The organism is Caldicoprobacter algeriensis (genome assembly GCF_023838525.1).
Lineage (GTDB): Bacteria > Bacillota > Clostridia > Caldicoprobacterales > Caldicoprobacteraceae > Caldicoprobacter > Caldicoprobacter algeriensis.
Genome location: NZ_JAHUQD010000011.1, coordinates 26658 through 52436 on the forward strand (window position 1 = coordinate 26658; position 25779 = coordinate 52436).

25 protein-coding genes and 1 riboswitch are annotated in these 25779 nt (G+C 48.5%); of the genes, 20 read left to right on the forward strand and 5 right to left on the reverse strand.

Annotation, left to right across the window (positions count from 1 at the left end; translation table 11 throughout):
* Positions 1–238 precede the first annotated feature (238 nt).
* Positions 239–1012: an alpha/beta hydrolase gene (locus KVG29_RS07755; protein WP_252227669.1), complete on the forward strand. Its 774-nt coding sequence runs from the start codon at positions 239–241 to the stop codon at positions 1010–1012.
* Between the two features lie 141 nt (positions 1013–1153).
* Positions 1154–1813, forward strand: a complete 660-nt coding sequence (locus tag KVG29_RS07760) for an MgtC/SapB family protein (protein ID WP_252227670.1) — start codon at positions 1154–1156, stop codon at positions 1811–1813.
* Positions 1814–2097: 284 nt separating this feature from the next.
* Here KVG29_RS07760 and hcp read toward each other — a convergent pair whose 3' ends face one another.
* Together hcp and KVG29_RS07770 are read right to left on the reverse strand one after the other, a co-directional pair.
* Positions 2098–3744 carry a hydroxylamine reductase gene (gene hcp / locus KVG29_RS07765; protein ID WP_252227672.1) on the reverse strand — a complete coding sequence of 549 codons (1647 nt, stop codon included), beginning with the start codon at positions 3742–3744 and terminating at the stop codon, positions 2098–2100.
* A 196-nt stretch (positions 3745–3940) separates the two neighbouring features.
* Entirely contained in the window at positions 3941–4648 is a 708-nt protein-coding gene (locus KVG29_RS07770) for an ATP-binding protein (RefSeq protein ID WP_252227673.1), read from the reverse strand.
* A 133-nt stretch (positions 4649–4781) separates the two neighbouring features.
* Between KVG29_RS07770 and KVG29_RS07775 the strand changes: the two genes are divergently transcribed.
* Positions 4782–5477 carry a Crp/Fnr family transcriptional regulator gene (locus KVG29_RS07775; RefSeq protein ID WP_252227674.1) on the forward strand — a complete coding sequence of 232 codons (696 nt, stop codon included), beginning with the start codon at positions 4782–4784 and terminating at the stop codon, positions 5475–5477.
* 197 nt (positions 5478–5674) lie between these two features.
* On the opposite strand, the gene pdxR is transcribed toward KVG29_RS07775, so the two are convergent.
* Positions 5675–7156: a MocR-like pyridoxine biosynthesis transcription factor PdxR gene (gene pdxR, locus KVG29_RS07780; protein WP_252227675.1), complete on the reverse strand. Its 1482-nt coding sequence runs from the start codon at positions 7154–7156 to the stop codon at positions 5675–5677.
* 549 nt (positions 7157–7705) lie between these two features.
* On the opposite strand from pdxR, the gene pdxS reads away from it, so the two are divergent.
* The 17 genes from pdxS to spoIVA all read left to right on the forward strand — a co-directional run bounded on the left by pdxS (position 7706) and on the right by spoIVA (position 22887).
* Positions 7706–8584: a pyridoxal 5'-phosphate synthase lyase subunit PdxS gene (gene pdxS / locus KVG29_RS07785; protein ID WP_252227676.1), complete on the forward strand. Its 879-nt coding sequence runs from the start codon at positions 7706–7708 to the stop codon at positions 8582–8584.
* Positions 8585–8737: 153 nt separating this feature from the next.
* Positions 8738–9811, forward strand: coding sequence for a bis-aminopropyl spermidine synthase family protein (locus KVG29_RS07790; protein WP_252227677.1), 1074 nt, complete (start codon positions 8738–8740; stop codon positions 9809–9811).
* Positions 9812–9919: 108 nt separating this feature from the next.
* Positions 9920–10327 carry a secondary thiamine-phosphate synthase enzyme YjbQ gene (locus KVG29_RS07795; RefSeq protein WP_252227719.1) on the forward strand — a complete coding sequence of 136 codons (408 nt, stop codon included), beginning with the start codon at positions 9920–9922 and terminating at the stop codon, positions 10325–10327.
* A 388-nt stretch (positions 10328–10715) separates the two neighbouring features.
* Positions 10716–11459, forward strand: coding sequence for an RluA family pseudouridine synthase (locus KVG29_RS07800; protein WP_252227678.1), 744 nt, complete (start codon positions 10716–10718; stop codon positions 11457–11459).
* Between the two features lie 171 nt (positions 11460–11630).
* On the forward strand, positions 11631–12173 hold the full coding sequence (locus tag KVG29_RS07805) for a pyruvate kinase alpha/beta domain-containing protein (protein ID WP_252227679.1): 543 nt from the start codon (positions 11631–11633) through the stop codon (positions 12171–12173).
* A gap of 65 nt (positions 12174–12238) precedes the next feature.
* A riboswitch (Fluoride riboswitch) is annotated at positions 12239–12301 on the forward strand.
* A 50-nt stretch (positions 12302–12351) separates the two neighbouring features.
* Positions 12352–12669 (forward strand): hypothetical protein, encoded by a 318-nt coding sequence (locus KVG29_RS07810; protein WP_252227680.1) that lies wholly within the window; start codon positions 12352–12354, stop codon positions 12667–12669.
* 44 nt (positions 12670–12713) lie between these two features.
* Positions 12714–13142 (forward strand): fluoride efflux transporter FluC, encoded by a 429-nt coding sequence (locus KVG29_RS07815; RefSeq protein ID WP_252227682.1) that lies wholly within the window; start codon positions 12714–12716, stop codon positions 13140–13142.
* A 16-nt stretch (positions 13143–13158) separates the two neighbouring features.
* Positions 13159–13524, forward strand: a complete 366-nt coding sequence (gene crcB, locus KVG29_RS07820) for a fluoride efflux transporter CrcB (protein ID WP_252227683.1) — start codon at positions 13159–13161, stop codon at positions 13522–13524.
* A 122-nt stretch (positions 13525–13646) separates the two neighbouring features.
* A complete protein-coding gene (locus tag KVG29_RS07825; RefSeq protein WP_252227684.1) occupies positions 13647–14339 on the forward strand; it encodes a DUF1614 domain-containing protein in 693 nt (230 codons plus the stop codon).
* A complete protein-coding gene (gene spoIIP / locus KVG29_RS07830; RefSeq protein ID WP_252227686.1) occupies positions 14332–15462 on the forward strand; it encodes a stage II sporulation protein P in 1131 nt (376 codons plus the stop codon). Before KVG29_RS07825 ends, spoIIP begins: the two co-directional genes overlap by 8 nt.
* Before the next feature lie 187 nt (positions 15463–15649).
* On the forward strand, positions 15650–16129 hold the full coding sequence (locus KVG29_RS07835) for a DUF3189 family protein (RefSeq protein WP_252227687.1): 480 nt from the start codon (positions 15650–15652) through the stop codon (positions 16127–16129).
* A complete protein-coding gene (locus KVG29_RS07840; RefSeq protein WP_252227688.1) occupies positions 16126–16611 on the forward strand; it encodes a DUF3189 family protein in 486 nt (161 codons plus the stop codon). Before KVG29_RS07835 ends, KVG29_RS07840 begins: the two co-directional genes overlap by 4 nt.
* 113 nt (positions 16612–16724) lie before the next feature.
* Positions 16725–18029, forward strand: a complete 1305-nt coding sequence (locus KVG29_RS07845) for a DUF512 domain-containing protein (RefSeq protein WP_338084630.1) — start codon at positions 16725–16727, stop codon at positions 18027–18029.
* Between the two features lie 20 nt (positions 18030–18049).
* Positions 18050–19363 carry a ribosome biogenesis GTPase Der gene (gene der / locus KVG29_RS07850; protein ID WP_252227690.1) on the forward strand — a complete coding sequence of 438 codons (1314 nt, stop codon included), beginning with the start codon at positions 18050–18052 and terminating at the stop codon, positions 19361–19363.
* Between the two features lie 46 nt (positions 19364–19409).
* A complete protein-coding gene (plsY, locus tag KVG29_RS07855; RefSeq protein ID WP_252227691.1) occupies positions 19410–20006 on the forward strand; it encodes a glycerol-3-phosphate 1-O-acyltransferase PlsY in 597 nt (198 codons plus the stop codon).
* 175 nt (positions 20007–20181) lie between these two features.
* Positions 20182–21210 (forward strand): NAD(P)H-dependent glycerol-3-phosphate dehydrogenase, encoded by a 1029-nt coding sequence (locus KVG29_RS07860; RefSeq protein WP_252227692.1) that lies wholly within the window; start codon positions 20182–20184, stop codon positions 21208–21210.
* A gap of 198 nt (positions 21211–21408) precedes the next feature.
* Entirely contained in the window at positions 21409–22887 is a 1479-nt protein-coding gene (gene spoIVA, locus KVG29_RS07865; RefSeq protein ID WP_252227693.1) for a stage IV sporulation protein A, read from the forward strand.
* A gap of 48 nt (positions 22888–22935) precedes the next feature.
* Here spoIVA and KVG29_RS07870 read toward each other — a convergent pair whose 3' ends face one another.
* Together KVG29_RS07870 and KVG29_RS07875 are read right to left on the reverse strand one after the other, a co-directional pair.
* On the reverse strand, positions 22936–24591 hold the full coding sequence (locus KVG29_RS07870) for an AMP-binding protein (RefSeq protein ID WP_252227720.1): 1656 nt from the start codon (positions 24589–24591) through the stop codon (positions 22936–22938).
* Positions 24592–24878: 287 nt separating this feature from the next.
* Positions 24879–25433: a helix-turn-helix domain-containing protein gene (locus KVG29_RS07875; RefSeq protein WP_252227694.1), complete on the reverse strand. Its 555-nt coding sequence runs from the start codon at positions 25431–25433 to the stop codon at positions 24879–24881.
* Positions 25434–25779: the final 346 nt, after the last annotated feature.

The following is a 25779-nucleotide window of genomic DNA, read 5'->3' on the forward strand; positions in this document are numbered from 1 at the left end:
GAATAGGGCTTTAAAGCCCTATTCCTCAAATATTTTTAGCGAGTATCACTGGCACTGCTTATCTCACAGCGATGTGTCATGCGCTGGTATCTCGCCTGATGTTTTCTGCCTGTAAAACCGTATGGTAAAATAAAAATGCGACCAAATTGTAGTAATTAACCGGGAAAATATAGTATACTTTTAGTAAACAGGGGATTAATCAAAGACTAATAAATCAAGACATAGGGGGTATGCGTTTATGCAAAAAGCTGTTGAGTTACATAAAAATGGGATGACGTTGAGAGGGATGCTGCACAAGCCCGAGGGCGTGTCTGGAAAGCTTCCAACGGCTTTAATATTCCATGGTTTTACCGGCAACAAGATGGAACCGCATTTTATATTTGTCAAGCTGTCGAGGAGGCTGGAGCAGGCGGGTATCGCCAGTTTGAGGTTTGATTTTTTGGGAAGCGGTGAGAGCGATGGAGAATTCAAGGACATGACGCTGTCAGGGGAGCTTGACGATGCTGAAGCGATTTTAAACTATGTTAAAAGCCTGGAGTTTGTGGACATAAACAGGATTTTTGCCGTGGGTTTGAGCATGGGCGGTGCGGTGGCCAGCATGTTGGCAGGGCGCCATCCGCAGGACATTGCCGCTCTTTGCCTGTGGGCTCCGGCCGGCAATATGGGACAGCTTATCCAGGAGAGGATAAAGCAGATCGAGGCCGCAGGAATCGATATAAGCTCTATGGAGTACTTTGACCTGGGCGGAAATCTTGTGGGTAAAGCTTTTGTGGAGGATGTTCAATCCCTGGACATATTTAAAATAGCCGTTCCTTATGACAAACAGGTGTTGATTTTACACGGAGACAGGGATGAAGCTGTGCCTCTTAAGACATCCTACAGATATCTGGAAATATATGGCGATAGAGCCAAACTGCACGTGATAGAGGGAGCTGATCACACGTTCAATAAATGGGAGTGGGAACAGGAGGTAATTGAGAAGACGGTAGAGTTTCTAAAAAGCCATGCGTGAATTGTATCCCGGCTTTGTTTGGGCTGTTCCAAATACCGCCTGTTGGGGCTGGGGCAGCTCTAGAGGGCGGATTATAAATACCCCAACCATGCAAATCAATGTATAAGTGCACTGGTTTGTATGGCGAGGTGCAGTGGAACTATGTTTTGGGAGGATGTCTTTAAGCTGGTTCTGGCCATGGTGCTGGGCGGGCTTGTGGGGCTGGAAAGAGAGATCACAAACAGGCCAGCTGGATTTCGGACTCATACGCTGGTTTGCATGGGCTCTACGCTGGTAATGGTCACGTCAATGCACCTGTTTATGTTATACCATGACATAGTCAATCTGGACCCGGCCCGGCTGGGCGCCCAGGTCATAAGCGGCATCGGTTTTCTGGGAGCCGGTACCATACTCAAGGATAAGGCCAGAGTACGCGGTCTAACCACTGCTGCCAGCCTGTGGGTTGTAGCGTGCATCGGGTTGGCGGTGGGCGCCGGCCTGTACGGCGTGGCCATATTTGTCGCAGTGCTGGCATATGTTACATTGATACTGCTCAAAAAGATGGAAAGGTTTCTTAAACAGAGATCAGAAATAGAGGAGATTGAGCTTGACATACGAAACGTTCCGGGCCAGATTGCAAAAGTGACCGAGTGTATGGGGCGCTTGAACGTTCAGATAAGGGATATAAAAATAGAACCCACCGATGAGCCGTGGGTTCAAACCAAGTTTTATGTGATGCTTCCCCGTGGTATGAAACGAGAGGAATTGATGGAAGAGCTACAAACGGTAGAAGGGGTTGAGATTTATACAGAAGGGGCTTAAAAGGGGAGTGAACTCTGTTTTTAAATTATATCCGTTATTGAGGGCCCATAGAATACGAGGTTTAAATCTCATGGCCCTTATTGTCGGTATAAGCAGGCATTGATTTCCGTATGCACAGCGTCTTATGTGTAGAATGGTTTACGGTAAAGTATTCAAGTTAAGGTATTTATCATTTGTGCGTGAGAATAAAAAAAGGGCTGACCGCATTGGGCAGCCCTTTTAACTTTTACATTATTTCAGCCGTTGGGTTTTCATAAACCATTATAAGCCATTGGCCTTGCGGGTCACTCGGCCATAAACATCTTTATATCATCGTCCACGTTGGTTATGCCGCCAATGCCGAATTTTTCAACCAGCACCTTGGCAACGTTGGGGGACAGAAATGCGGGCAGCGTTGGGCCCAGGTGGATGTTCTTCACGCCCAGGTACAGCAGCGCAAGCAGCACTATGACCGCTTTCTGCTCATACCATGCGATGTTGTAAGCTATGGGCAGCTCATTTACGTCCTCAAGCCCAAAGGCTTCTTTGAGCTTGAGTGCAATTATGGCCAGGGAATAGGAGTCATTGCACTGCCCTGCGTCCAGCACTCTTGGTATGCCGTCTATGTCTCCAAGGCTCAGCTTGTTGTACCTGTATTTGGCGCATCCAGCTGTCAGTATGACGGTGTCGTGCGGCAGTTTCCTGGCAAATTCTGCGTAGTATTCCCTGCTCTTCATCCGGCCGTCGCATCCCGCCATCACAAAGAATTTCTTAATCTTTCCTGCTTTTATAGCTTCAACTACTTTGTCGGCCAGGCTGAGCACGGTGTTGTGCGCAAATCCCCCTATAATTTCCCCGGTCTCAATCTCGGTAGGCGGTGCACACCTCTTGGCATGCTCGATTATCTCGGAGAAGTCTTTTGTACCGTCCTCACGAACCGGAATGTGCTTGACTCCGGGATAGCCTACTACGCCGGTGGTGTACAGCCTGTCCTTGTAGGAATCCTTGGGCGGTATCAAGCAGTTAGTGGTCATCAGGATAGGCCCGTTGAAGCTCTCAAACTCCTTGTCCTGTTTCCACCAGGCGTTCCCGTAGTTACCAACGAAGTGCTCATACTTCTTGAATGCCGGGTAGTAGTGGGCAGGGAGCATCTCGCCGTGGGTATAGACATCTACGCCGGTCCCTTCTGTCTGCCTCAGCAGCTCCTCAAGGTCTTTCAGGTCATGGCCGCTTATCAGTATACCGGGATTGTTTCTCACGCCGATGTTTACCCTGGTGATTTCGGGATTGCCGTAGGTGGATGTGTTGGCCTTATCCAGCAGTGCCATAACCTGAACCCCGTATTTGCCTGCTTCCATGGCCAGTGCCACCAGATCGTGGGCCGTTAGGCTGTCGTCAAGGAGCGTGGCCAGCGCCTTCTGCATGAAGCCGTACACCTCATCATCCTCATATCCCAGGACTCGAGCATGGTATGCATAGGCTGCCATACCCTTAACACCATACAGTACCAGCGACTTTAAAGAACGTATGTCCTCGTTCTCTTCGGCAAGCAGGCCCACGGTTATTGCTTTTGCCTCAAAGTCCTCTAGGGTTTTACCTGTCCACACAGCGGCATCGTGGAGATTTTCGTCCAGCTTTATGCCTGCATTCATCACCTGTTCTTTCAGCTGATCCCTTAGGTTGAGCGCCTGGGTTATCCTCTCCACAAAGTATTTCTTGTCGAAGTTGACGTTTGTAATGGTGGAGAACAGGCTTTCAATGATGAATTTATCGGCTTCAGAAGTCTTAATGCCTGCCTCTCTCAATTTTGTGGTATAGACGGATATTCCCTTCAGCACATAGATTAAGAGGTCCTGCAGATTTGCCACATCGTCGGTTTTACCGCACACTCCTCTTAACGTGCATCCTGTACCCTTTGCCGCTTCCTGGCATTGATTGCAGAACATGCTCATAAACATATCAACCTCCTCTTGAAGATTTATTTGTCTAAAATATTTTGAGTTAATGTCAATTACGCAAAGACGTTTACAAAAACACTATGCTTTTCTGTTTTCGACTTCCACACTGGTTCCCATATAAGCATTCCATGCCAATTTTAGTCAGCCATTACCTTGACGGTTTTAATTGGTCAGGCAGTGCCCGTTTTACTCAGTCTTCGATGATATGCCCGTCTATCGAGATGGTGACCACGCGCCATGGAATCATCTTCCCGCTCCTAATAAGAGCGTCTTTTACCGCATATGCCAGACCGCTGCAGCAGGGAACTTCCATCTTGAGAACTGTAATGCTCTTTATGTCGTTGTATTTCAGGATGTCGGTTAGCTTATCTGAATACTCCGCATCATCCAGCTTTGGGCAGCCGATGAGCGTGATCTTGTTGCGCATGAAGTCCTGGTGAATGCTGGCGTAGGCGTATGCGGTGCAGTCGGCTGCCACCAGTAGATGGGCGTTGCGAAAGTAAGGCGCGTTTGCCGGTACCAGCCTGATCTGGCATGGCCACTGGCGCAGCTGTGACTCGACCGGTACATGGGCCTGCTGCTGTGCCGACATGTCAGAAGGCCTTTCCATGGCCCTGACCTGTGTGCCCGGACAGCCGCATGGCAGCGTCCCTTCCATCTTTTGCATTATATGCTGCTTGACCGTTTCTTCGTCAAAGGGCTGTGCCTCACGCTCCTCGATGGTGATGGCTCCCATAGGGCATTCCGGCAGGCAGGCTCCTAGTCCATCGCAGTACGACTCCGACACCAGGGTGGCCTTGCCGTTTATGAGCTGCAGCGCGCCCTCGTGACAGGCGTCTATGCACAGGCCGCAGCCGTTACACTTCTCTTGGTCGATCTTTACAATTTTCCTTATCACAGATCTTTACCTCCTTTTACAAAAATTCATTGCGTTGGTGCTTTCTACTTTGTTGTCTTGCTGCGGTTATTATATTATAATTACAATCGGCGTGTCGGTATCTGGTGTTACAAAAAAGTTAAAGGGTGGTCATATGGCGTTTGAAAACTATGTAGAAGTGCTTTCCAGATCCGAGTTATTCAGAGACTTTGATAGAGACGAAGTTGCTTCAATGCTGAAGTGCCTTGAGCCAAAGATAAAGGAGTATGGCAAAGGGAATTACTTGGCCGTAGCTGGGGAAGAGTTCCAAGGTATAGGGATCGTGCTGGAGGGAGAGGCGGCAGCCTACAAGGAAAACATCGCCGGAACGCGGGTCATAATGGTGCTGCTCAAGCCCGGGGATGTGTTTGGCGAGATTGTGGCTTTTTCTTCGCAATCCCAGTGGCCGGTGACCGTTGAGGCGCAGCAGCCATGCAAGGCGCTTTTTATAAGCCGGGAGAAGATTGTGGGGGAGTGTAGACACCTGTGCCCATGGCACAGGAAGCTCATCGAGAATATGCTCATGATGGTGTCTGAACGGGCGCTTACATTGAGCAGAAAAGTGGAATATTTGTCCATAAAGAGCATACGGGGCAAGATAAGCACCTATTTGCTGGAACAGTACAAAAAGACAGGGAAGACCACCTTTATGTTGCCCATGAATCGCAATGAGCTGGCAGATTTTCTGAACGTGTCGCGGCCTTCCCTGTCAAGGGAGATGTGCAGCATGCGGGATGAAGGGATCATAGACTTCCATCGAGCCTCGGTGCGGATCAAGGACCTGCAGGCGTTAAAAAGGATGGCACAGTGACATCTATTGGCTGTTGACGGCAGGGTTTGTGTCAAATGGCCGGACAGGGTAGTCAATATATAAGGACTGTCATCCTAATAAAGTGGCCTACGAATACGATCACAGCGACAACATAACGATTATGGCCCGTACAGCCGTAACTCGAATGAACTTTCGGACAGGCTTATGTGCAGGTCCGAAAACGAAGTATGCCCAGCCTACAGGAAGGGGCTGTACTCCTGGGCTTGTATGGCGGGAGCCGTGCTTTCTCCTAGATATTCGTGAAGGACTTCTCCCACTATCCTGACCCCCGTCTCTATTTTAGCCGAATGTACTGCAGCAAAGCTCATTCTGAAATGGCTTGTGTCGGCGCCTTTGCTGTAAAACAGGGAGCCGGGTGTTATGAGCACTCCTCTTTTGAGGCACCGGGCATACAGCTCTTGGTCGCTGTACCCTGGGGGCAGTTCAAACCACATATGCAGTCCTCCGCCCGGGGCTTTGTACCTTATGCTTTTGGGGAAGCTCTTTTTTACAGCTTCTAGAAAGATTTCATATCTCTTTTTGTACTTTTCTTTCATGTAGTTTATATGTTCAATCCATATGTTTTCTCTGAGATACAGGTCAAACGTCCGCTGTATAAGCCCAGAGGTCGAGATATCCGACGTATGCTTGGCTGCAAGAACCCTGCCGCGCAAGGATTCGGGCACAACCATGAAACCAAGCCTCAGCCCCGGCATGAATATTTTGGAGAAGCTCTTGATGTATATCACTACCTGGCACCTGTCGAGCGATTTTAAAGGTAGAGAAGGGCTACCGGTGAACGACAATTCGCTGAGGAAATCGTCCTCCACGATAAAAGCATTGTGCTCACGAGCTATCTTCAGCATCTCCAGCTTTTTCTCGTGCGAATAAGAATACCCGGTTGGGTTCTGAAAGTTGGGCATTACATATATGAACTTGGGATTATATGTGGCTAGCCTGTGTTTCAGGGTTTCGATGTCTATGCCGTCCTCCTGCATGGGTATTTCGACTATTTTGGCTCCCCTGGATTTGAAAGCCTCCAGTGCACCCCTGTAAGTGGGGCTTTCGACGAACACGCAGTCGCCGTACTCAATCAGGGCTTTTGAAACGATGTCTATTCCCTGCTGGGCTCCCGAGATCACCTGTATATCATCCACCAGAACGTCTATGGAAAAGTTTTTTAGATAATCGCAAATTGACTGCCTCAAGGGCTGGTAGCCCTGGACCTGCTGATACCCAAAAGCCTCGCCCTTATCCCGATCCAGAACCCTGTTGATGAGAGCCTTGAAACTATCAACGGGGAACAGATCAGGAGTAGGCGTGGTACTTGCAAAGTTTATAGTATCCTCCCTGAGTTGTATTTGCCCCTTTTCCATCATCTTTAGGTGTTCGGTTTCATCCCGGAGATGTAATGGCTGCTCATGCCTGGTGGAGGATGCGACATATGTTCCGCTGCCCACTATGGAGTAGGCCAGCCCTTCGCTTTCAAGCCTTTTGTATGCATTGACCACCGTTATGGTGTTTACCCCCAGCTGCTGTGCCAGCTTTCGGATGGGGGGAAGCTTGTCGTTTGGCCGGAAAACCCCTTCTACAATCAGGTTTTTAAGCTGCAGAAAAAGCTGGATGTACAAAGGCGTATCAATGCTGTCGTCAAGGTATATAGACAATTTCTTATCCACAGACGGACTTCTCCTTTCGCTCTCAAAGCTTTATCATTTGTGTCTTTTTGGTGTTTGATTTTTAGCTTGGGTGGGCATCAGGCAATTGCGTCGCCCCCTGGTTCCAACACCCTTAAGCAACCCGCTTGAGCCAATATACTTGAACCAATGCATTTCAACCAACCCGCTTGAACCCATACGCTCAAGTTAATACATCTCAGCCAATAGATTGGAGCCCACAAATTTGCGTCAACAGGGCTGTCTTGTGAAATTCAATTCGTAAACCTGCATCAACGAAGCTGCAGCGAGTTCAACTCCATGAATTTAAGGAATCAATTTGGGATGATGAGCTTAAAACGTTTCAATCCTCAGCTGTTTTTGCTTTGATTTTTGTTATCAGCTTCCTTAAATAGGTTTTACAGGTGATTAAAAATTTACTCCGCTCCTTATTGACAGCATAACATTTTTGTGATTTAATAACACTAACAATACAATTATACAATAAAAGCGAATGTATCGCAACAATTTATTGATTCAGCCTGTAAAAAATTGTGTGGAGGAGGATTTGTTATGGAGCAGGTCTTTGAGAAGAACAGGGAGCTAAACGAGAGGCTAAAGGGCGGGGTCATAATGGATGTGGTGACGCCCGAGCAGGCTGTCATTGCAGAAAAGGCCGGGGCGGTTGCCGTGATGGCTCTGGAGAGGGTGCCGGCCGATATAAGACGGCATGGTGGTGTAGCCCGTATGTCTGATCCCAAGCTGATTAAGGAGATAAAGGCGGCGGTGTCCATACCTGTGATGGCCAAGGTAAGGATAGGCCATTTTGTGGAAGCACAGATACTAGAGGCAATAGGTATCGACTATATCGATGAGAGCGAGGTTTTGACGCCGGCCGATGACCGGTACCATATCGATAAAAAGCCATTCAAGGTGCCCTTTGTATGCGGAGCACGCAATCTGGGCGAGGCTTTGAGGAGGATAGGCGAAGGGGCGTCCATGATAAGAACTAAGGGTGAGGCCGGTACTGGTAATGTGGTTGAAGCGGTGCGCCACGTGAGGACTATGATGGCCGAGATAAGGAGCCTGCAGGGCATGTCCAGGGAGGAGCTGATAATAGCAGCGAAGGAGATGGGAGCCCCCTACCACCTGGTGGAGTATGTGGCCCAGCACGGGAGACTTCCGGTTCTCAACTTCGCTGCTGGCGGAATAGCCACCCCTGCCGATGCGGCGCTCATGATGCAGCTTGGATGCGATGGAGTGTTTGTCGGGTCGGGTATATTCAAATCCTCCAACCCTGAGAAGATGGCCAGAGCGATAGTCGAGGCAGTCAAGCACTATAACGATCCCAAGGTGCTGGCAGAGGTGTCAGAGGACCTGGGCGAGCCCATGTATGGTTTGGAGATCGATAAATTGGATGAAAAGGACAGGTATGCGGATAGAGGCTGGTAAAAGGTATTTCACTATTTCACCAGCCTCTCTTGACTTATTAAGGGGAAATTTGTATAATGATTAGCGTTGTGACATGGAGCCTTGTTTGATGTGATGTTTTGTGGGCCTTGTGTTAAGCAGGGTCCTTTTTTAAATCTCAAAGGAGGTGATTGCGTGGACGTTCAACAAATAGCGAAGCAGGTTCATCAAAAGACGAAGGTTGAAACCACTGTGCGGGATGTTGAAAAGGTAATGTCGGGACTGGCTAGAACTTCTCACTTCTGGGAGATCGTTTGTACGTCACAGAAGCCCTTTAACGTGGTTGCAGAGATAGTAGAGGTTATGAGAAGCCGGGGTTTGGTAAACATCGATGAACAGGGAGATATAATTTTAACGCCCGAGGGTAAAAAGTTTTTGAGCGATAATAAAATATTTGCCCAAAAGGACTATATGTGTCCCACCTGTGAGGGGCGAGGATTTTGGAGAGAGGCTTTGAGTGAACTGGCCAAAAAATTCGATGAAGTGACTGTTGACAGGCCTAAAGCCATCCTGGACTATGACCAGGGGTATGTGACCACACAGACGGTTGTGAGCAGGATAGCCCTGATTGCCGAGAGGGGAGACCTGGAGGGGAAAAAGCTGCTGGTTCTGGGAGATGACGACCTGCTCAGCATTGCCGCAGGGTTGTCGGGATTGCCGGAAGAAGTAGTGGTCCTGGAGATTGACGACAGGTTGGTTGAGTACATCAACAAAAAGGCCGGCCAATTGGGTCTGCCTGTGAAGGCTGAAAAGTACGATTTCAGAGATAAGCTTCCCGAACAGTATGTGGGGCGTTTCGATACATTTAACACCGATCCGCCGGAGACGCTGGAGGCGCTGGATGTATGTATGACCAGAGGGCTTATCGGGCTCCGCGGTGAGGGTTGTGCAGGATACTTTGGATTGACCCGTACTGAATCTTCTCTGAAGAAGTGGAACCTTTTCCAGCAAATGCTGGTTAATAAGTTTAACGTAGCCATTACCGACATAATTCACGAGTTCAACCACTATGTTAACTGGGATTACCTGCTGGGGAGCATAAGGGATGACTATGCATTTGTGCAGGTAAAACCCCGGCTGAACTGGTACAGGTCTTCGATGTACAGGATAGAGGTGTTGAGCGGGTCTGAAAAGCTGGAGAACAAGCCCATGCACTGCGAGTTGTACATCGATGAGGAAGCGTTGATTTACAAGCCGGAAAACAAATAAGCCGAAAATAATACCCCCCTGTTTTTGAAGGGGGGTTTTGTTTTTGTTGAAATGAAACCGAAAAAGTGGTAGAGTCTAAATAGATAATGAAGTGTGAGGTGTGCTAAAATGGGTAACCTGTTTGAGTACTCCATCTCGACCAGCAAAGCCGAAGAGTTTATCGATATAACCCATCTGGTGGGGCGGGCCATAAGGGACAGCGGCGTTCAAAACGGCATAGCGGTGGTGTTCTGTCCCCATACCACTGCAGGGATAACCATCAACGAAAACGCCGACCCCGATGTGGTGCATGATATCATAAAGGCGCTGGATAGGGCTTTTCCGGTGCACGGGGATTACAGGCACGTTGAGGGAAACTCCCATGCCCACATTAAAGCCTCCTGCATGGGTTCAAGCTGCCATATCATCATCTCAAACGGTAGGCCTGTGCTGGGAACATGGCAGGGCGTGTATTTCTGCGAATTCGATGGCCCCAGGCGCAGGAGGGTGTACATAAGCTGCATGGAGGCAAAGTAATTGGCTGCATAGAGGTGCTGTATAGAGGTGGAATAACTGGAGTAATATGTCAAGTTAACAATGGCTATAGCCAAGCATCTGTAAACTGTATGGAAGCTGGATAATTTTATCAAGCTGCGTTTAAACAAATTAAGTTTGCAGCAAAATCAGCTGTAGCCAGGGAGAATAAACATTTTTAAGCTGTTTGAAGTGAGACAACATAAGTGAAGCTGATTGTAAATGTGGTTATAATAGAGGTAGGGGTGATATACGGTCTTAACGGATATCATTATATGGCGGTTGCAAAGAGATTATAGCTGAGCTGGACCGGTTTGAAGAAAGTTCATCAAATACCATTATCCACCATTGGCAGTGAACAATTGTAAATTAAAACAGGGATTGGGTGAAAATGCAGTTTAATAGCGATGTAGATGTAAAGGTTTTATATGAGGACAACCATCTTTTAGTGGTGGAAAAGCCGGTGAACATGCTAACACAGGGGGATGCGACCGGCGATGCTGACCTTCTGTCGGTATTGAAGCAGTATATAAAGGAGAAGTATAACAAGCCGGGCAACGTCTATCTGGGCCTGGTTCACCGCCTGGATCGCCCTGTGGGGGGCGTGATGGTGTTTGCCAGGACCTCCAAGGCTGCATCCAGGCTATCCGACCAGGTGCGCAGGGGAAGCTTTGGGAAGGTCTATCTTGCGGTGGTCCGGGGAAGACCGCCAGAAAGCGGAAGGCTTCAACATTATCTTTACAAGGACAGTGCCACCAATACGGTGCGCTGCTTTGAAGGGCCTAGAGAAGGTGCAAAAGAGGCCATACTGGAGTATGAGGTGCTGGAGAGCCTGGATACCCCTGAAAACGCCGGGGTTTTAAGCCTGGTCAAGATAAATCTGATCACCGGCCGGCCACATCAGATAAGGGCCCAGTTTTCCTTTGAGGGTTTTCCGCTTTATGGGGACCAAAAGTATGGCCAGGAAGTAAACAGGCCGGGGCAGCAGCTTGCTCTGTGGTCTGCGGTAATTAAGCTGGTTCACCCCACTTTAAAGAAAGACATGGTGTTCAAGAGCTTTCCACCCGATTGTTATCCCTGGAATCAGTTCAAAATTCTGGAGAGCTTGAAAAATGGCAGGGATGGTTTGTTTTAGTTTTATGGATAGTGTGAACAGAGGGGGAGTAGACAGCAGTTAAGTAAAAAGCGCAAATTGCATGATGTTTCGCGTTATAGGTATCGCTACCCTATGGGGGAATGGTTTGTTTCCATCATACATTAATGGAATATAAACAACATGGAATACAAGCAAGGAGGGGGATGCAAAGTGTATTTTAAAGCTGAGGGCAAGCACAACACCGAAAAGACGGTGGAGCTAGCCTTAAAAACCGCCAGGGAGAGGGGAATACGCCATATAGTCGTAGCATCATGTTCAGGCTACACCGCCAGCTTTTTTAAGGATGCAAAGGATTTAGAAGTGGTGTGCGTGACGCACGTAAACGGCTTTAGCGAAAAGGGCAAAAACGAGATGCCCGACGAAGTGCGCCAGCAACTCATAGCATCCGGGCTTAAGGTCCTCACCACCACTCATGTGCTCAGCGGGGCAGAAAGGGGATTGAGCAGGAAGTTCGGCGGTACATATCCGGTAGAGATAATGGCCCACACCCTCAGGATGTTTGGTCAGGGTGTGAAGGTGTGCGTGGAGATTTCTGTTATGGCCCTGGATGCAGGCTTGATACCGTACAGCCAGCCTATAATCGCGGTTGGTGGTACCAGCGAGGGTGCTGATACCGCCGTGATACTCACGCCATCCCATGCCAGCAGCATTCTTGAGACCAGGATACACGAGATTATATGCAAGCCTTATTGATGCCGCATTTGTATTTGTGCAGGGGTTTATTGTTATGTTGATTTTTGTGTGCTATATTATTATAATAAATACTGGGCGATGGAGTCCGCCATAAACGCGTAAAGAACGCTGATGACTCCTACAAATAACTTTCATGTTATTTGTAGGAGTTTTTTGTTTTGGGTTGGAGGGGAGCTTTATGGATATGGTCTATTATGAATTAAAGGATAGCTTAAAAGATGATGCATGCCCTATATGTGTTCTCATCAATAAAAACGTTGATAATTTCATAGATGTTCTGCTGTTTAAGCTTTTAGATTATTGTGGGGATACAAGTATTGTGAGGGAAATTATGTCTGTTCAGCTTGATAAATTTAAGATGCTTTTGAATCTTTTAAACGAGATTAAAAGGAGATCCGATTACAGGTTTGTCGATGAACCCAAAAGCAATGAGGAAAGGATAGCATGGATAAAAGCTGTAGAGAAGTGTGTTGGTGAACCGGGAATAAAAAAATGAAACAAATTTTGTACTGAAAATATATGATAATGGAGGTAGATAAGATGAAAAAATATATATTCATCGGTGTTGGAGGAAGCTTAGGAGCTGTTTTAAGATTTATTATAAAGGCAATACAAATAAATGGTTACAAAAATATGCCTATAAATACGCTGGTAATTAATGCTATGGGCAGTTTTATGCTGGCTTTAATTTTGACTGTCGCTTTTGAAATGTGTAAATTTGATACGCATATCCATTTGGGAATTACGACGGGATTATTAGGAGCTTTTACAACCTTTTCAACGTTGTGTAAGGAGACAGTGGAGCTTATGCGTCAAGGATTTTATATCCTGGCCGTAACTTATATGGCTATTTCGGCAGTATTGGGATTTGCTGCGGTGTACTCTGGCGTTTATTTGGTGCGGAAGGTTGCACCTGTAATACTAAAAAATCGCAGTAATAGCACTTTAAAACAAGGCGAAATAAATTGAAGAAAGGATGAAATAAATGGCCTGGGTTTTGGTTTGTATAGGCGGTGCTTTGGGCAGTATAACAAGATTTATATTGGGCAAGCTTATATCAAAAAGATTGGACACAGCTTTCCCAATAGGAACTTTTATAATAAACATTACTGGGGCATTTTTATTGGGAGTTGTGAGCAGCCTGGATATAACCCGAAGTGCATACCTGTTTTTTGCTGACGGTTTTTTGGGCGCTTATACTACTTTTTCAACATTCATGTATGAGGGATTCAATTTCTTTGAGAAAAATAAAAAAATAAATGCATTTGTTTATATCTTATGCTCACTGTTTTTGGGAATTATATGCTATATATTAGGATTTGACCTGGGCAAGTTCAGCATGAAATATTAAAGTCTGTGTTGTGGTTTTTGGATATTACAGTTCCTGTGTGTTATGACTCCTTGAAGAATATAATGCTTGTACCTAGGGAAACATAAGATGGAAGCCAAATATTAAGCGAAAGGTGTGGTACAATGCCTTTGGGACTGACGCTCCTTATAGTAGCGACTATTTTAGTGCTGTTTGGCGTTGGCCAGCGCATAGTGGATAGGATGCGCTTGAGCGACAAAACGGCTGTTCTGTTTATGTTAGCCATATTTGTAGGCAGCCTCATCCCGGACATACCGCTGGGAAGAAATTTCTATATAAATATCGGCGGAGCTGTTGTTCCGCTTATCCTAGTCATATATCTGTTTGCCAAAGCCGGTACGGGAATGGAAAGAGCCAGAGCAGCTGTAGCGGCTGTGCTATCGGCTTTGGGCGTCTATCTTGCCGGGCGCTATATGCCTTCAGAGCCTGAGACCATCATGATCGACCCAAACTACGTCTACGGGGTCATCGCAGGGGTTATCGGCTACCTGTTTGGACGCTCGCGTCGGGCCTCCTTCATAGCAGGTGTGCTGGGAGTGCTTCTGGCAGACCTGGGCCAGTGGGTTGAAAACATGTTGAGGGGCATCCCAACTAGGCTTCGTTTGGGAGGTGCAGGAGCGGTTGATGCTGTGGTGATTGCCGGCTTGCTGGCAGTGTTACTGGCAGAGGTTGTAGGGGAGTTCCGTGAAAGGATACAGGGCGGGACGGCCAAAAAAGCCATGGTCTATCAGGACGGTTCTTTTATGAAAAAGGGCGGGGATGACGGTGGTAATGCGGGAGGTGATGGGAATGAGTAGAAAGGCGAGCTGGGTTGCTGCTTTTTGCTTTTTGATTGCCATTGCTCTAAACTGGCATGCTCCCAATGTACATGCCGACGACTGGTTTGAAGAAGAGCTGGGGTATTATACCCTGGTTGATGAGGCAGGCAAAGAGCTTACCATGATGGCAAGAGAAGTGCTAGTAAAGGATAAATACATCAGCAGCGATAATAAATGCTATTCCGTCATCTCGGTGGACAAAGAAAAAAAGAAGGCTGTGGTCAAATACATGGGTGATGTTAAACTCCCTGAAGTAGAGGAGCTTGCAGGTTCGGTGGATGCACTGGCACAACAGGTTGATAAGCGAGGGAATATACTGCTGTACTGCACGCATAGCGATGAATCCTATGCGCCATCAGATGGTACCCATAGCAGACCTGGTGGTGGAGGCATTTTCGATGTGGCCGAGGCCTTCAGAGATGCCTTGCGAGAGAGGGGAATTAACGCGGTGCTTGACAAAACGCCCCACGATCCTCATGATGCCGGGGCATACAGGCGTTCCAGGCAGACGGCCATCAACCTGATAAGGCAGTATTCGCCGGTTGCTGCCATATTTGATATACACAGGGATGCCGTGCCCGGCTACGTTTACGTTACAAGGGTGGCAGGGCAGCCCATGACTAAGGTTAGAATAGTGGTAGGATCAAGGAACCAGAACAGAAAGGCCAACGAGGAGCTGGCTTACAAGATCAAAGCCGTGGCCGACAAGGTGTATCCCGGGCTTATAAAGGATATATATATAGGGGCAGGAGCGTATAATCAGGAGCTTTCCCCGCGCTCATTGATATTTGAGTTTGGCACTCATGAAAACAGCAAGGAATCGGCGCAGAGGTCTGCACGGTATATGGCCGATGTGGTGAACAAGGCCATGTTTGGGGGTACCATACAGGGCAAGACGCAGGAAGGCGAGAACAAGGGGACTTATCGACCGAGGCCTATAGATGAAGAAACACAACGCGGAGGGGGAAGAGGAATACTGTGGCTGGTACTGCTGCTGGCCTTTGGAATAGGGATATTTATCGCACTGAGCGGTGGCCCCAGAGAGATGTTTTCGAAGATTACGGGGAATTCCTCCGATAAAGACCGGCAGGACAGAGAATGAACTCATCGGTTACCGGGTTGCTGGCAGGCCCAGCAGCTCGGTTTTGTGTTTTTGTAAAGGCCTATGCTGCAGACTTAAATTTTCGTGATGTTCGCTTGATAAAGCGGCGCTTCAACTTGCAATATTACCCATAGAATTAGTTTAAGGCTTTAATTTAAAGAGAGCTTTGAGAGAGGAGAAACCGAAGTTGAAAGTCATATACTGCGGTTACAGGGGAACTTATGGAGCGTATTTGATGGCTGCACTTCATACAGGATTATACAAAGGCGACAGGCTTCCCAACGGTAAGCTCATAAAAGGACATTTTGAGATGTGCCGCTTATACGGAGAACAGTACGGGAATTTAATATATGTGGGAGTGGACGAAGAGCTAAGGGAGATATATGCCCTTGGGTGCAAAAGGTTTTTTTCGGTCATCCAGAAAGCCCAGACCAATGTGAATAGAATATTTGGGCTGGACGAGGAGCTGTACCACATAGATGCAGGACGGGTGGAAGGCTTTTTGCCCAGGGTTATAGGCTTTTTGCTGGCCCACGACGTCAACGCTCGATTCTGTGAAAAGCTGTTTTATTACTGGTTTGGGCATAAATACAGATGTCTGGCCAAAGCCGTTGACGGGGAAAAGCAAAGGCTAAAAGAGGCCAGACAAAAGAACAAAGAGAGGTGAAACGGGTGAGGGTGCTGTTTTATCACTGCTATGGAGGGGCTCATACATCCATCACGTGCGCTTCCATCCACTTGAATTATCTTCCCCATGACCGCATACCCGAAACTTACGAGTTTAAAGCCATACCCTTTTATGATAAAATGAATAATAAAGAGCTGGGCACGCCGATATACATGGGACGGGATGACCTGGGATGGGATGTTTACGTAGTGGGGATGAAGGATGGAAAAAGCGTGGTTATACCCGCCATTAAGAGCTATCTCAACGCCACTGGCATTTCCCAGCGGGAGGTGCTGTTCGTCAGCGCTATGGTGCAGCTTCATCTCATGACCGCCATAGGCGGGATTACATCCAGAAAGCTGGGCATCCCGTTTATAGGCAGGCCTATGACCATATGGGGTATAAGGAGGAGCTATCCACTTCTGGTGGATTTGGTGACCAGGGTCAAGCAGACTCTTGCTGCGCGAAACGATTGTTATTGACTTGATGCGGATTTTGGATGATAATAAAAGTGTGACCATATTTAGTAGCAGATACTATAAACAGCTAATAAATTTTAAATGGGGAGAGGTTTAAGCTGGTTAAAAAACACAGGATTGCAGGAGTAGAGGCTGGCAGCATTGCTGAAGAGGTGGGTATAGAGCCGGGAGATTTTTTGCTGGCCGTCAACGGGCAGGCGGTAGAGGATATACTGGATTATATGGAATGGACGAGCAGCGACGAGGTAAACATTACTGTAGAGAAGAGCGATGGGCAGGTATGGGAGCTGGAGATCGAAAAGGACCCTGATGAGGACCTGGGTTTGAACTTTGAACAGCCCCTCATGGACAGGCAGCGGGTATGCCGTAACCGTTGCATATTTTGTTTTATAGACCAGCTGCCCAGGGGGATGCGCTCCACCCTTTACTATAAGGATGATGACTGGCGCCTGTCCTTTTTGATGGGGAACTATATAACCCTTACCAACTTGACCGAAAAGGATGTAAAGCGAATAACGTCCAGGCATATAAGCCCTTTGTATGTGTCGGTGCACACCACCAATCCCCAGCTGCGCCAGCGGATGATGGGAAACAGGCGGGCGGGTGAGGCACTCAACATCTTGAAGGAGTTTGAAAAGGCAGGTATATCCATACACTGCCAGATCGTGCTGTGCCGTAACTGGAACGATGGTGCAGAGTTGGATCGCACGCTGTCCGACCTGTGGAACATGAGGTCTATAGTAAAGTCGGTGGCGGTGGTGCCCGTTGGCCTGACCAAACACCGTCAGGAGCTGGAGGACATACTGCCCTTTGATGCCGAGTCTGCCGCCCGGGTTGTGGAGCAGGTGGAAAGGTGGCAGAGGAAATGTCGCAAGGAAAGCGATACCGCTTTTGTGTTTGCGGCCGATGAGTTGTATATCCTGGCTGGTAGAGAGTTTCCGCCTTACGAGGAATACGAGGACTTCCCGCAGATCGAGAACGGGGTGGGATTGATTGCCAAGCTGGTACATGAATTCGACGAGGCCATTGATGATTACCGCGAAAGAAGTGTGGCTGCAAGGGAGGTCTCTGTGGCTACGGGGGTATCGGCTTATCCTACCATCAGGGCACTGATGGACAGGGTACAGCAGGCCATGGGGGTGACTGTGCACGTTTATCCCGTTGTCAACCGCTTTTTTGGAGAAAGCGTTACGGTGGCAGGGCTGATAACGGGAGGAGATATGATAGCCCAGCTTAAGGATAAAGATTTGGGACAGGCACTGCTCATACCCTCTACCATGCTCCGCAGAGGTGAAGACGTGTTTTTGGACGATATCACCTTGGAAAGCTTAAGCGCATCGCTGGGAGTTCCTGCTATTCCGGTTCCAGTGGACGGAAGAGAGCTCCTTGAAGCCATATCAAAGATAGATAGATGCCGTTGAAAGAGGGGTGTGATGGAGAAATGGATAAACCCATAGTGGCCATTGTCGGTCGCCCTAACGTCGGAAAATCTACATTTTTTAATCAAATCGTTGGCAAGAGGATATCCATAGTGGATGACCAGCCAGGGGTGACACGTGACAGGATTTATGCTGATGCCGAGTGGCTCAATAGGAAATTTACTCTTGTGGATACAGGAGGATTGGATCCTGAAAGCGATGATGAGCTGCTGGTCCACATAAGGCGACAGGTGGAGATTGCCATAGATACCGCCGATGTGATTATATTTCTTGTGGATGGGCAGGTGGGGGTAACGCCGGCAGACCAGCAGATAGCCAACCTCCTGCGCAGGACTAAGAAACCCGTGGTGCTAGCAGTAAACAAGATTGATAACCGTGAAGATGAGTCGATGGTACTGGACTTTTTCAGCCTGGGGTTGGGTGAGCCCATTGGCATTTCAGCAACCCACAAGAGGGGGATAGGCGACCTTCTGGACAGGGTGGTGAAACACCTGCCCGATAAAGAGGTTAAAGAGGAAGAAGACCAAGTGATAAAGATAGCTGTGGTGGGTAGGCCCAATGTAGGCAAATCTTCGTTGGTAAACCGTATCCTGGGCGAAGAGCGGGTTATAGTGAGCGATATTCCAGGGACCACAAGGGATGCCATTGATACCCCTTTTGAGATGGACGGCAGGGAATACGTGATCATCGATACGGCCGGGATCCGCAGGAAAAGCCGTATAAATGAGGCTCTAGAGCGTTACAGCGTACTGCGGGCCTTGGCCGCTATAAGGCGGTGCGACGTTGCCCTCATCATGCTTGATGCTACCCAGCCGGTGGCTGAGCAAGATGCTAAGATTGCCGGCCTGGTGCATGAGGAGGGGAAAGCGTCGGTGATAGTGGTGAACAAATGGGATCTGGTAGAAAAGGATACCTATACGATGGAGGAATACAAGAACCGCATTCTGCAGAAGCTGGGCTTTATCGCCTATGCTCCCATGGTGTTTATATCGGCCAGGACGGGTCAAAGGGTAAACAGGGTGTTAGAGCTGGTGGATGAGGTGTACAGCCGGTATACCATGCGGGTTTCCACCGGGGTGCTCAATGATTGCATCTCGGATGCGGTGGCCGTGGCTGCTCCGCCTTCGGAAAAAGGCAGGATGCTCAAGATTTACTATGTCACCCAGGTTTCGGTCAAGCCACCCACCTTTGTCCTGTTTGTCAATGACCCCGAGCTCATGCATGATTCTTATCAGAGGTATCTGGAGAATTACCTGCGCAAAATGTTCGGTCTGACCGGAACTCCCATCAGGTTGCTGGTGCGCCAGAGGAGTTAAAGAAAAGATAAGGGGTTGGGGAGGTTGGAATTTAGGAGGTGTGAGCGTGAAACTGTTTATTGCCGTTCTTGCAGGTTACCTGCTGGGCAGCATACCACCGTCTTTTCTGGCGGGGAAGATAGCCAGAAACATCGATATAAGGCAGTACGGTAGTGGCAATGCAGGGGCCACCAATGTGCTTCGAGTACTGGGCGTCAAAGCCGGCATTGCGGTATTTTTGGCTGACATCCTGAAAGGGGTTTTGGCTACTCTCATCGGGAGATGGATGGCTGGTGAGATAGGGGCTGTTCTGGCAGGGTTTGCTGCCATTGTAGGGCACAACTGGCCGGTATTTCTCAATTTCAGGGGAGGCAAAGGTATAGCCACTTCGTTTGGTGTGCTGCTGGTGCTCTTCCCGCTCATCAGCGCCATACTCTTTGTGGTAGGAGTGATTATAATCGCCATAACCGGGTACGTTTCCCTGGGGTCTATAACGGCGGCTATTCTGTTTCCCATACTGCTGGTCATATTCGGATATGACTGGAAGATGGTGCTGTTTGGAGTGCTGGTTGGGGGATTGGCTTTGTACAGGCACAGGAGCAATATATCCAGGCTCATAGAGGGGAAGGAAAATAAGCTGGGCGAGCGGGCAAGAGTTCAGTAAGCCAGAGCTGGAGAAGTAGAGATGAATTTAAGCGAAATGAAGGATGAAAGCAGGGCGCTCTTTTACATGTTGGACTCTGGGCATATAAAACAAAGTGTAAAGGCATAAGCGAGAGCATATAAAACGAAATGCAGATGTATAAGCCGGAGCATAAAACACAGGGAGAGGATTGCTTATGGTACATAGAGTAGCAATTGTCGGAGCAGGCAGCTGGGGCACAGCCCTGTCGGCCATGCTGGCCAAGAAGGGCATGCAGGTCAAGCTATGGGTGCGGGAAAGGGAGATATGCGAGCAGATTGAGAAAGCAAGGGAGAATATAAGGTATCTTCCCGGGGTACTGATACCCAGCGGCGTGTTTCCCACCCAGTCATTAGAGGAGGCTCTAAGGGGTGCAGAGCTGACGGTGCTGGCTGTGCCGTCGCAGTATATAAGGGGCATGGCGCAGCAGATAGCCCCTTTTGTACCTTCAGGCCACGTGATCGTCAACGTGGCAAAGGGGCTTGAGATGGATACGCTGCTGCGGCTTTCGCAGGTCATAGAGCAGGAAATACCTTCTGCGCGCGTTGCAGTACTTTCTGGTCCAAGCCATGCCGAAGAAGTTGGGCGCGATATCCCTACAGCTGTGGTGTGCGCTTCCTACAAAAAGGAAGATGCCGAGTTTGTGCAGGATGTTTTCATGGGGCCGACGTTCAGGGTGTATACCAACCCGGACGTCATAGGCGTTGAGATGGGTGGAGCCCTTAAAAACATAATTGCACTGGCGGCCGGCATCAGCGATGGGCTGGGGTTTGGAGACAACAGCAAGGCTGCGCTTATCACCAGGGGGATAGCCGAGATATCCAGGCTGGGACAGGCTATGGGGGCTCATCCTCTTACGTTTGCCGGGCTGGCGGGGATAGGTGACCTGGTGGTGACGTGTACCAGCATGTACAGCCGCAACAGAAGGGCCGGGATCTTGATAGGCCAGGGCAAGCCTCTTGACCAGGTGCTGGACAGCATTGGTATGGTTGTGGAAGGGGTTACGACGTGTAAAGCGGCTTATCAGCTGGCAAACAAGCACGGCATCTCAATGCCCATAACTGAGCAGCTGTATCACGTGCTGTTTGAGGGCAAGCACCCCAAGGAAGCGGTGAGCGAGCTGATGTTGAGGAGCAGGACCCATGAGATAGAAGAAGTGGTAAGCAATATGGACATAAGATGGTAAGGCACCTGTGATGGGGTGCCATTTTTTTGACTACTTGTCATATTTTTTGTCTCCCTCCAATATATATTACTAATGCAAAATCGTGATTGGTGAGCTGCCGTAAGAGGGTTAAATGCCATATGAAGCGATATTTCAGTTTGGCCGAAGCAGGATTGAGCTGTATATCAATGAGGTTCAACAAGAAAAGGAGGGGGACGGATGGAGAAATTTGACTTGTATCGGGACATAGCTGAACGAACCGATGGCGATATATACATAGGGGTTGTAGGGCCTGTTCGTACGGGCAAGTCAACGCTGATTAAGAAAATCATGGAACTGCTGGTTTTGCCCAACATGGAAAACGGGTTTAAGAAGGAACGCGCAAAGGATGAGATGCCCCAGAGCGGGACGGGACGCACCATCATGACCACCCAGCCCAAGTTCGTTCCCAATGAGGCCGTGGAGATCACCATAAAGGGGACTGCCAATCTTAAGGTTAGGATGGTCGACTGCGTAGGGTACCTGGTCAAGGGTGCTATAGGACACATGGAGGGCAACGGCCCGCGCATGGTTCGCACGCCCTGGTTTGACTATGATATTCCTTTTGAAGAGGCGGCCGAGCTGGGCACTCGGAAAGTGATTACTGACCACTCAACCATAGGCCTCGTGGTTACCACCGATGGAAGCATCACAGACATTCCCAGGGTGAACTATGTGGAGGCAGAGGAGAGAGTCGTCAGGGAGCTTAAGGAGCTCAGCAAGCCGTTTATAATAATCCTTAACTCAAAAAATCCTTCGGCCCAGGAGACACTTATGTTGAGGGATGCCCTGGAGGAGAAATATGACGTGCCGGTGCTGGCCCTTGATGTGCTAAATCTTACGACAGAGGATATACATAACATATTGAGCACGGTGCTGTTTGAGTTCCCGCTGACCGAGATACGGATCGACGTTCCCAAGTGGGTTCAGAGCCTTGATGAGGACCACTGGCTTGTCAAGTACATACTGGAATACGTAAAGGGCATCACCCAAAATGTGTACAGGGTGCGGGACATCGAAAAAGTTGGCGGCCAAGAAGAACAGCTGGAGCATATAGAGCCGCCCAGGGTGAGCAATATAAACCTGGGGAATGGGAAGGTGGCCATCAATATAGACGTCAAGCCCGGCATGTTTTACAGGGTGCTGGGCGAGGAGTGTGGCTATGAGATTGAGGGCGATTATCAGCTGATAGGCCTGATGAAGCAGCTGGCCATAGCCAAGAAGGAGTATGACCGAATTGCCAACGCACTGCGCGATGTCCGGGAGACGGGCTACGGGGTGGTACCGCCCTCTATGGAAGAGCTGAGGCTGGAAGAGCCTGAAATCGTGAAACAGGGCAGCCGGTTTGGCGTGCGGCTTAAAGCCAGTGCACCTTCCCTGCACTTCATACGGGTGGACATTCAGACCGAGGTATCCCCCATTGTGGGTACCGAAAGGCAGAGCGAGGAGCTAGTGAGGTACCTGCTGGAGGAGTTCGAAAACGATCCTGCCAAGATATGGGAGACCAATATATTCGGCAAATCACTGCATGAGCTGGTCAAGGAAGGGCTGGCCAACAAGCTGATGAGGATGCCCGAGGATGCCCAGTTCAAGATTCAAGAAACCCTGCAGAGGATCATAAACGAGGGAAGCGGAGGACTGATATGCATAATATTATGAAAGGGATGTGCCTGGGCAAGTCCAGGAACATCCCTTTTATTTTTGGACCTACTTCTTGCTATTCCTTTCCCTTATTTCCACCCTGCGTATTTTGCCGCTGATGGTTTTGGGAAGTTCGTCCACAAACTCGATTATCCTGGGATATTTATAGGGTGCAGTGGTCTTCTTTACGTGGTCCTGTAGCTCCTCGATGAGCTCCTGAGACGGTTTGTATCCCTTTGACAGGACTATCGTCGCTTTTACAACCTGCCCCCTTATGGGGTCGGGTACGCCGGTGACAGCGCATTCTAAAACCGCTGGGTGTTCCATGAGCGCGCTTTCAACCTCAAAGGGGCCTATCCTGTAACCTGAACTCTTTATGACATCGTCTGCGCGGCCCACAAACCAGAAGTAGCCGTCTTCATCGCGCCACGCCATATCGCCGGTATAGTATATGCCGTCGTGCCATACCTCTTTTGTTCGCTCGAGGTCCCTGTAGTATCCATCAAACATTCCTACAGGCTTGCTGCTGTGGGTGCGAATGACGATCTGGCCTTCTTCACCTATGTCGCAGGAGCGCCCGTTTTCATCGACTATGTCTATATCATATCCCGGTGCGGGTTTCCCCATTGAGCCCGGTTTTGGTTCCATCCACGGGAAGGTGGCTATGGTTACCGTAAGCTCGGTCTGCCCGTAGCCTTCCATTAACTTGATTCCGGTGGCCTTCAGGAACTGGTAGTATACTTCGGGATTCAACGGCTCCCCTGCCACCACGCAATATCTTAAGCTTTCCAGGTTGTACTGGGATAAATCTTCTTTTATGAGGAAACGATATATGGTAGGAGGAGCGCAGAAAGTGGTAACTTTATATTTCTCCACCATCTGAAGCAGGCGCTTGGGGTCGAATTTGATGTAATCGTATACGAATACCGCGCTGCCGCATATCCATTGGCCGTATATCTTGCCCCACACCGCCTTTGCCCAACCGGTATCGGCTACCGTGTAGTGAAGGCCGCCGTCCTGCACGTTTTGCCAGTATTTGGCGGTAATTATGTGGCCCAGGGGATACGTGAAGTTGTGCTGTACCATTTTGGGATAGCCGGTGGTACCCGATGTAAAGTACAGCAGGGAAATATCGTCGTTTGTGGTGGCTTGGGCTCCAGTGGGGCGCTCAAAATTGGACTGTGCATTGGCAATCCCCTCATAAAAGCTTATCCAGCCTTCTCTCTCGCCCCCAACCACCACTTTATATTTGAGCGACGGCGATTGGCCATGAGCCTGATCCACGTGTTCAAGCACCATGGGCTCGTTTAAGGCCACGATCATCTTGATGTCGGCGGCGTTGTTACGGTATACGATGTCTTTGGCGGTGAGCAGGTGAGTGGCCGGCACCGCTATTGCCCCCAGTTTGTGAAGCGCAAGCAGGCAAAACCAGAATTCGTAGCGTCCCCTGAGTATCAGCATCACTCTGTCACCCTTTTTTATCCCCAGGGATTTGAAGAAATTGGCCGTCTTATCGGTGTAGTATTTTATCTGCTCAAAGGTAAAAATTTCTTCTCCACCGTTGTCATCGCACCACACCATGGCCGTTTTACGGGGCTGGTGTTTGGCTAGCTCATCGACAACGTCATAGGCAAAGTTAAAATTATCGGGTACTTTTATCTTGAAGTTTTGTACGAAGTCCTCGTACGATGTAAAATTTCCTGAAACGAATTTCTCAAGCAACATATACATCCTACCCCTCTTATGTTTGTTTAGTATGATTGTTACTATGCCTATAGAGGTGGTGGCTTTGTGAGAAGGTTCACAGGAAGGTCCACACACCCACTACTGCTATCTGCTTAACAGCAGACTCGTCAGCTATTTTAATTCATGTACACTTGTCTTCGCCTGTAATTCATTTCTATCTTGTAGAAGATGGGGTCTTCTTGCAGTAAAGATGATAAATTCCACGAAATATGACTCTAAAGCGTCTAAAGCGTAATTATCGTGATGAAGGGTTATAGAAATTTTTAAAGTATGATAGCCAAAAATTTGGCAGTTTTGCCGTTTAATGCCTTCATGCCGTGCTTGAAACTGGCATCGAAGAACAGGGCATCGCCCTCATTGAGCACCAGTTCATAGTTGTGTATTACCACTTTGAGGGTCCCTTCCAGAACGTAGTTGAATTCCTGTCCGGGATGAGAGTTGAGGGATATAGGCTGGTCATCGGGTTTTGGCTCAACTGTGACCAAAAACGGCTCGGCTTTCTTATGGGCAAAATTATAGGCCAGGCTCTGATATTTGTATTCTTTTCTTCTTTCCACTTCCAAACCTTTGCCCTTTCTCACCAGCGAGTAAATGCGCAGGCGGGGTTCCTCACCTGATAGGATTGCTGTCAGCTCCACGTTGAATTTGTTTGCCACCTGGTACAGGAAACTTACGGGTATGTCTATTTCCCCGCTTTCATATTTTTTGTACAGCTCAAGGGGGATGTTGAATTCTCGGGCCATGTCCTCTTCCGAGATGCCGGAAATCTCTCTTAGCTCTTTGATCCTCATGGCGATTTGTTTGATTTGCTCACACATAGGCTTCCCCTTCCTTGAGATATTTTATTTAAGCCTTTTACTGCTGCCAGGCACCTTTATTGTGCAGGCTATTTCCCTGTTATTGCAGCTTAACCCATAGCTTAACCGCTCAAATCTATTTGATATAACGGTCTGTCTAAACTTTTCTGTCGTGATGATTGACGATGACAATTGCTGCTTTAAAAGCTTACAGCCTGGTTTTGCGGTTTTTTGGCTTTCGTTAGCTTTTTTTCCCAGCCAGGCGGTTAAAAAGCTTTACATGGGTTTATACAAACACTGCGTTTTTGTATATAAAACTAGTATAGTAAATATTGTATAAATATGCAATACCTTAAATTTGTTGTAT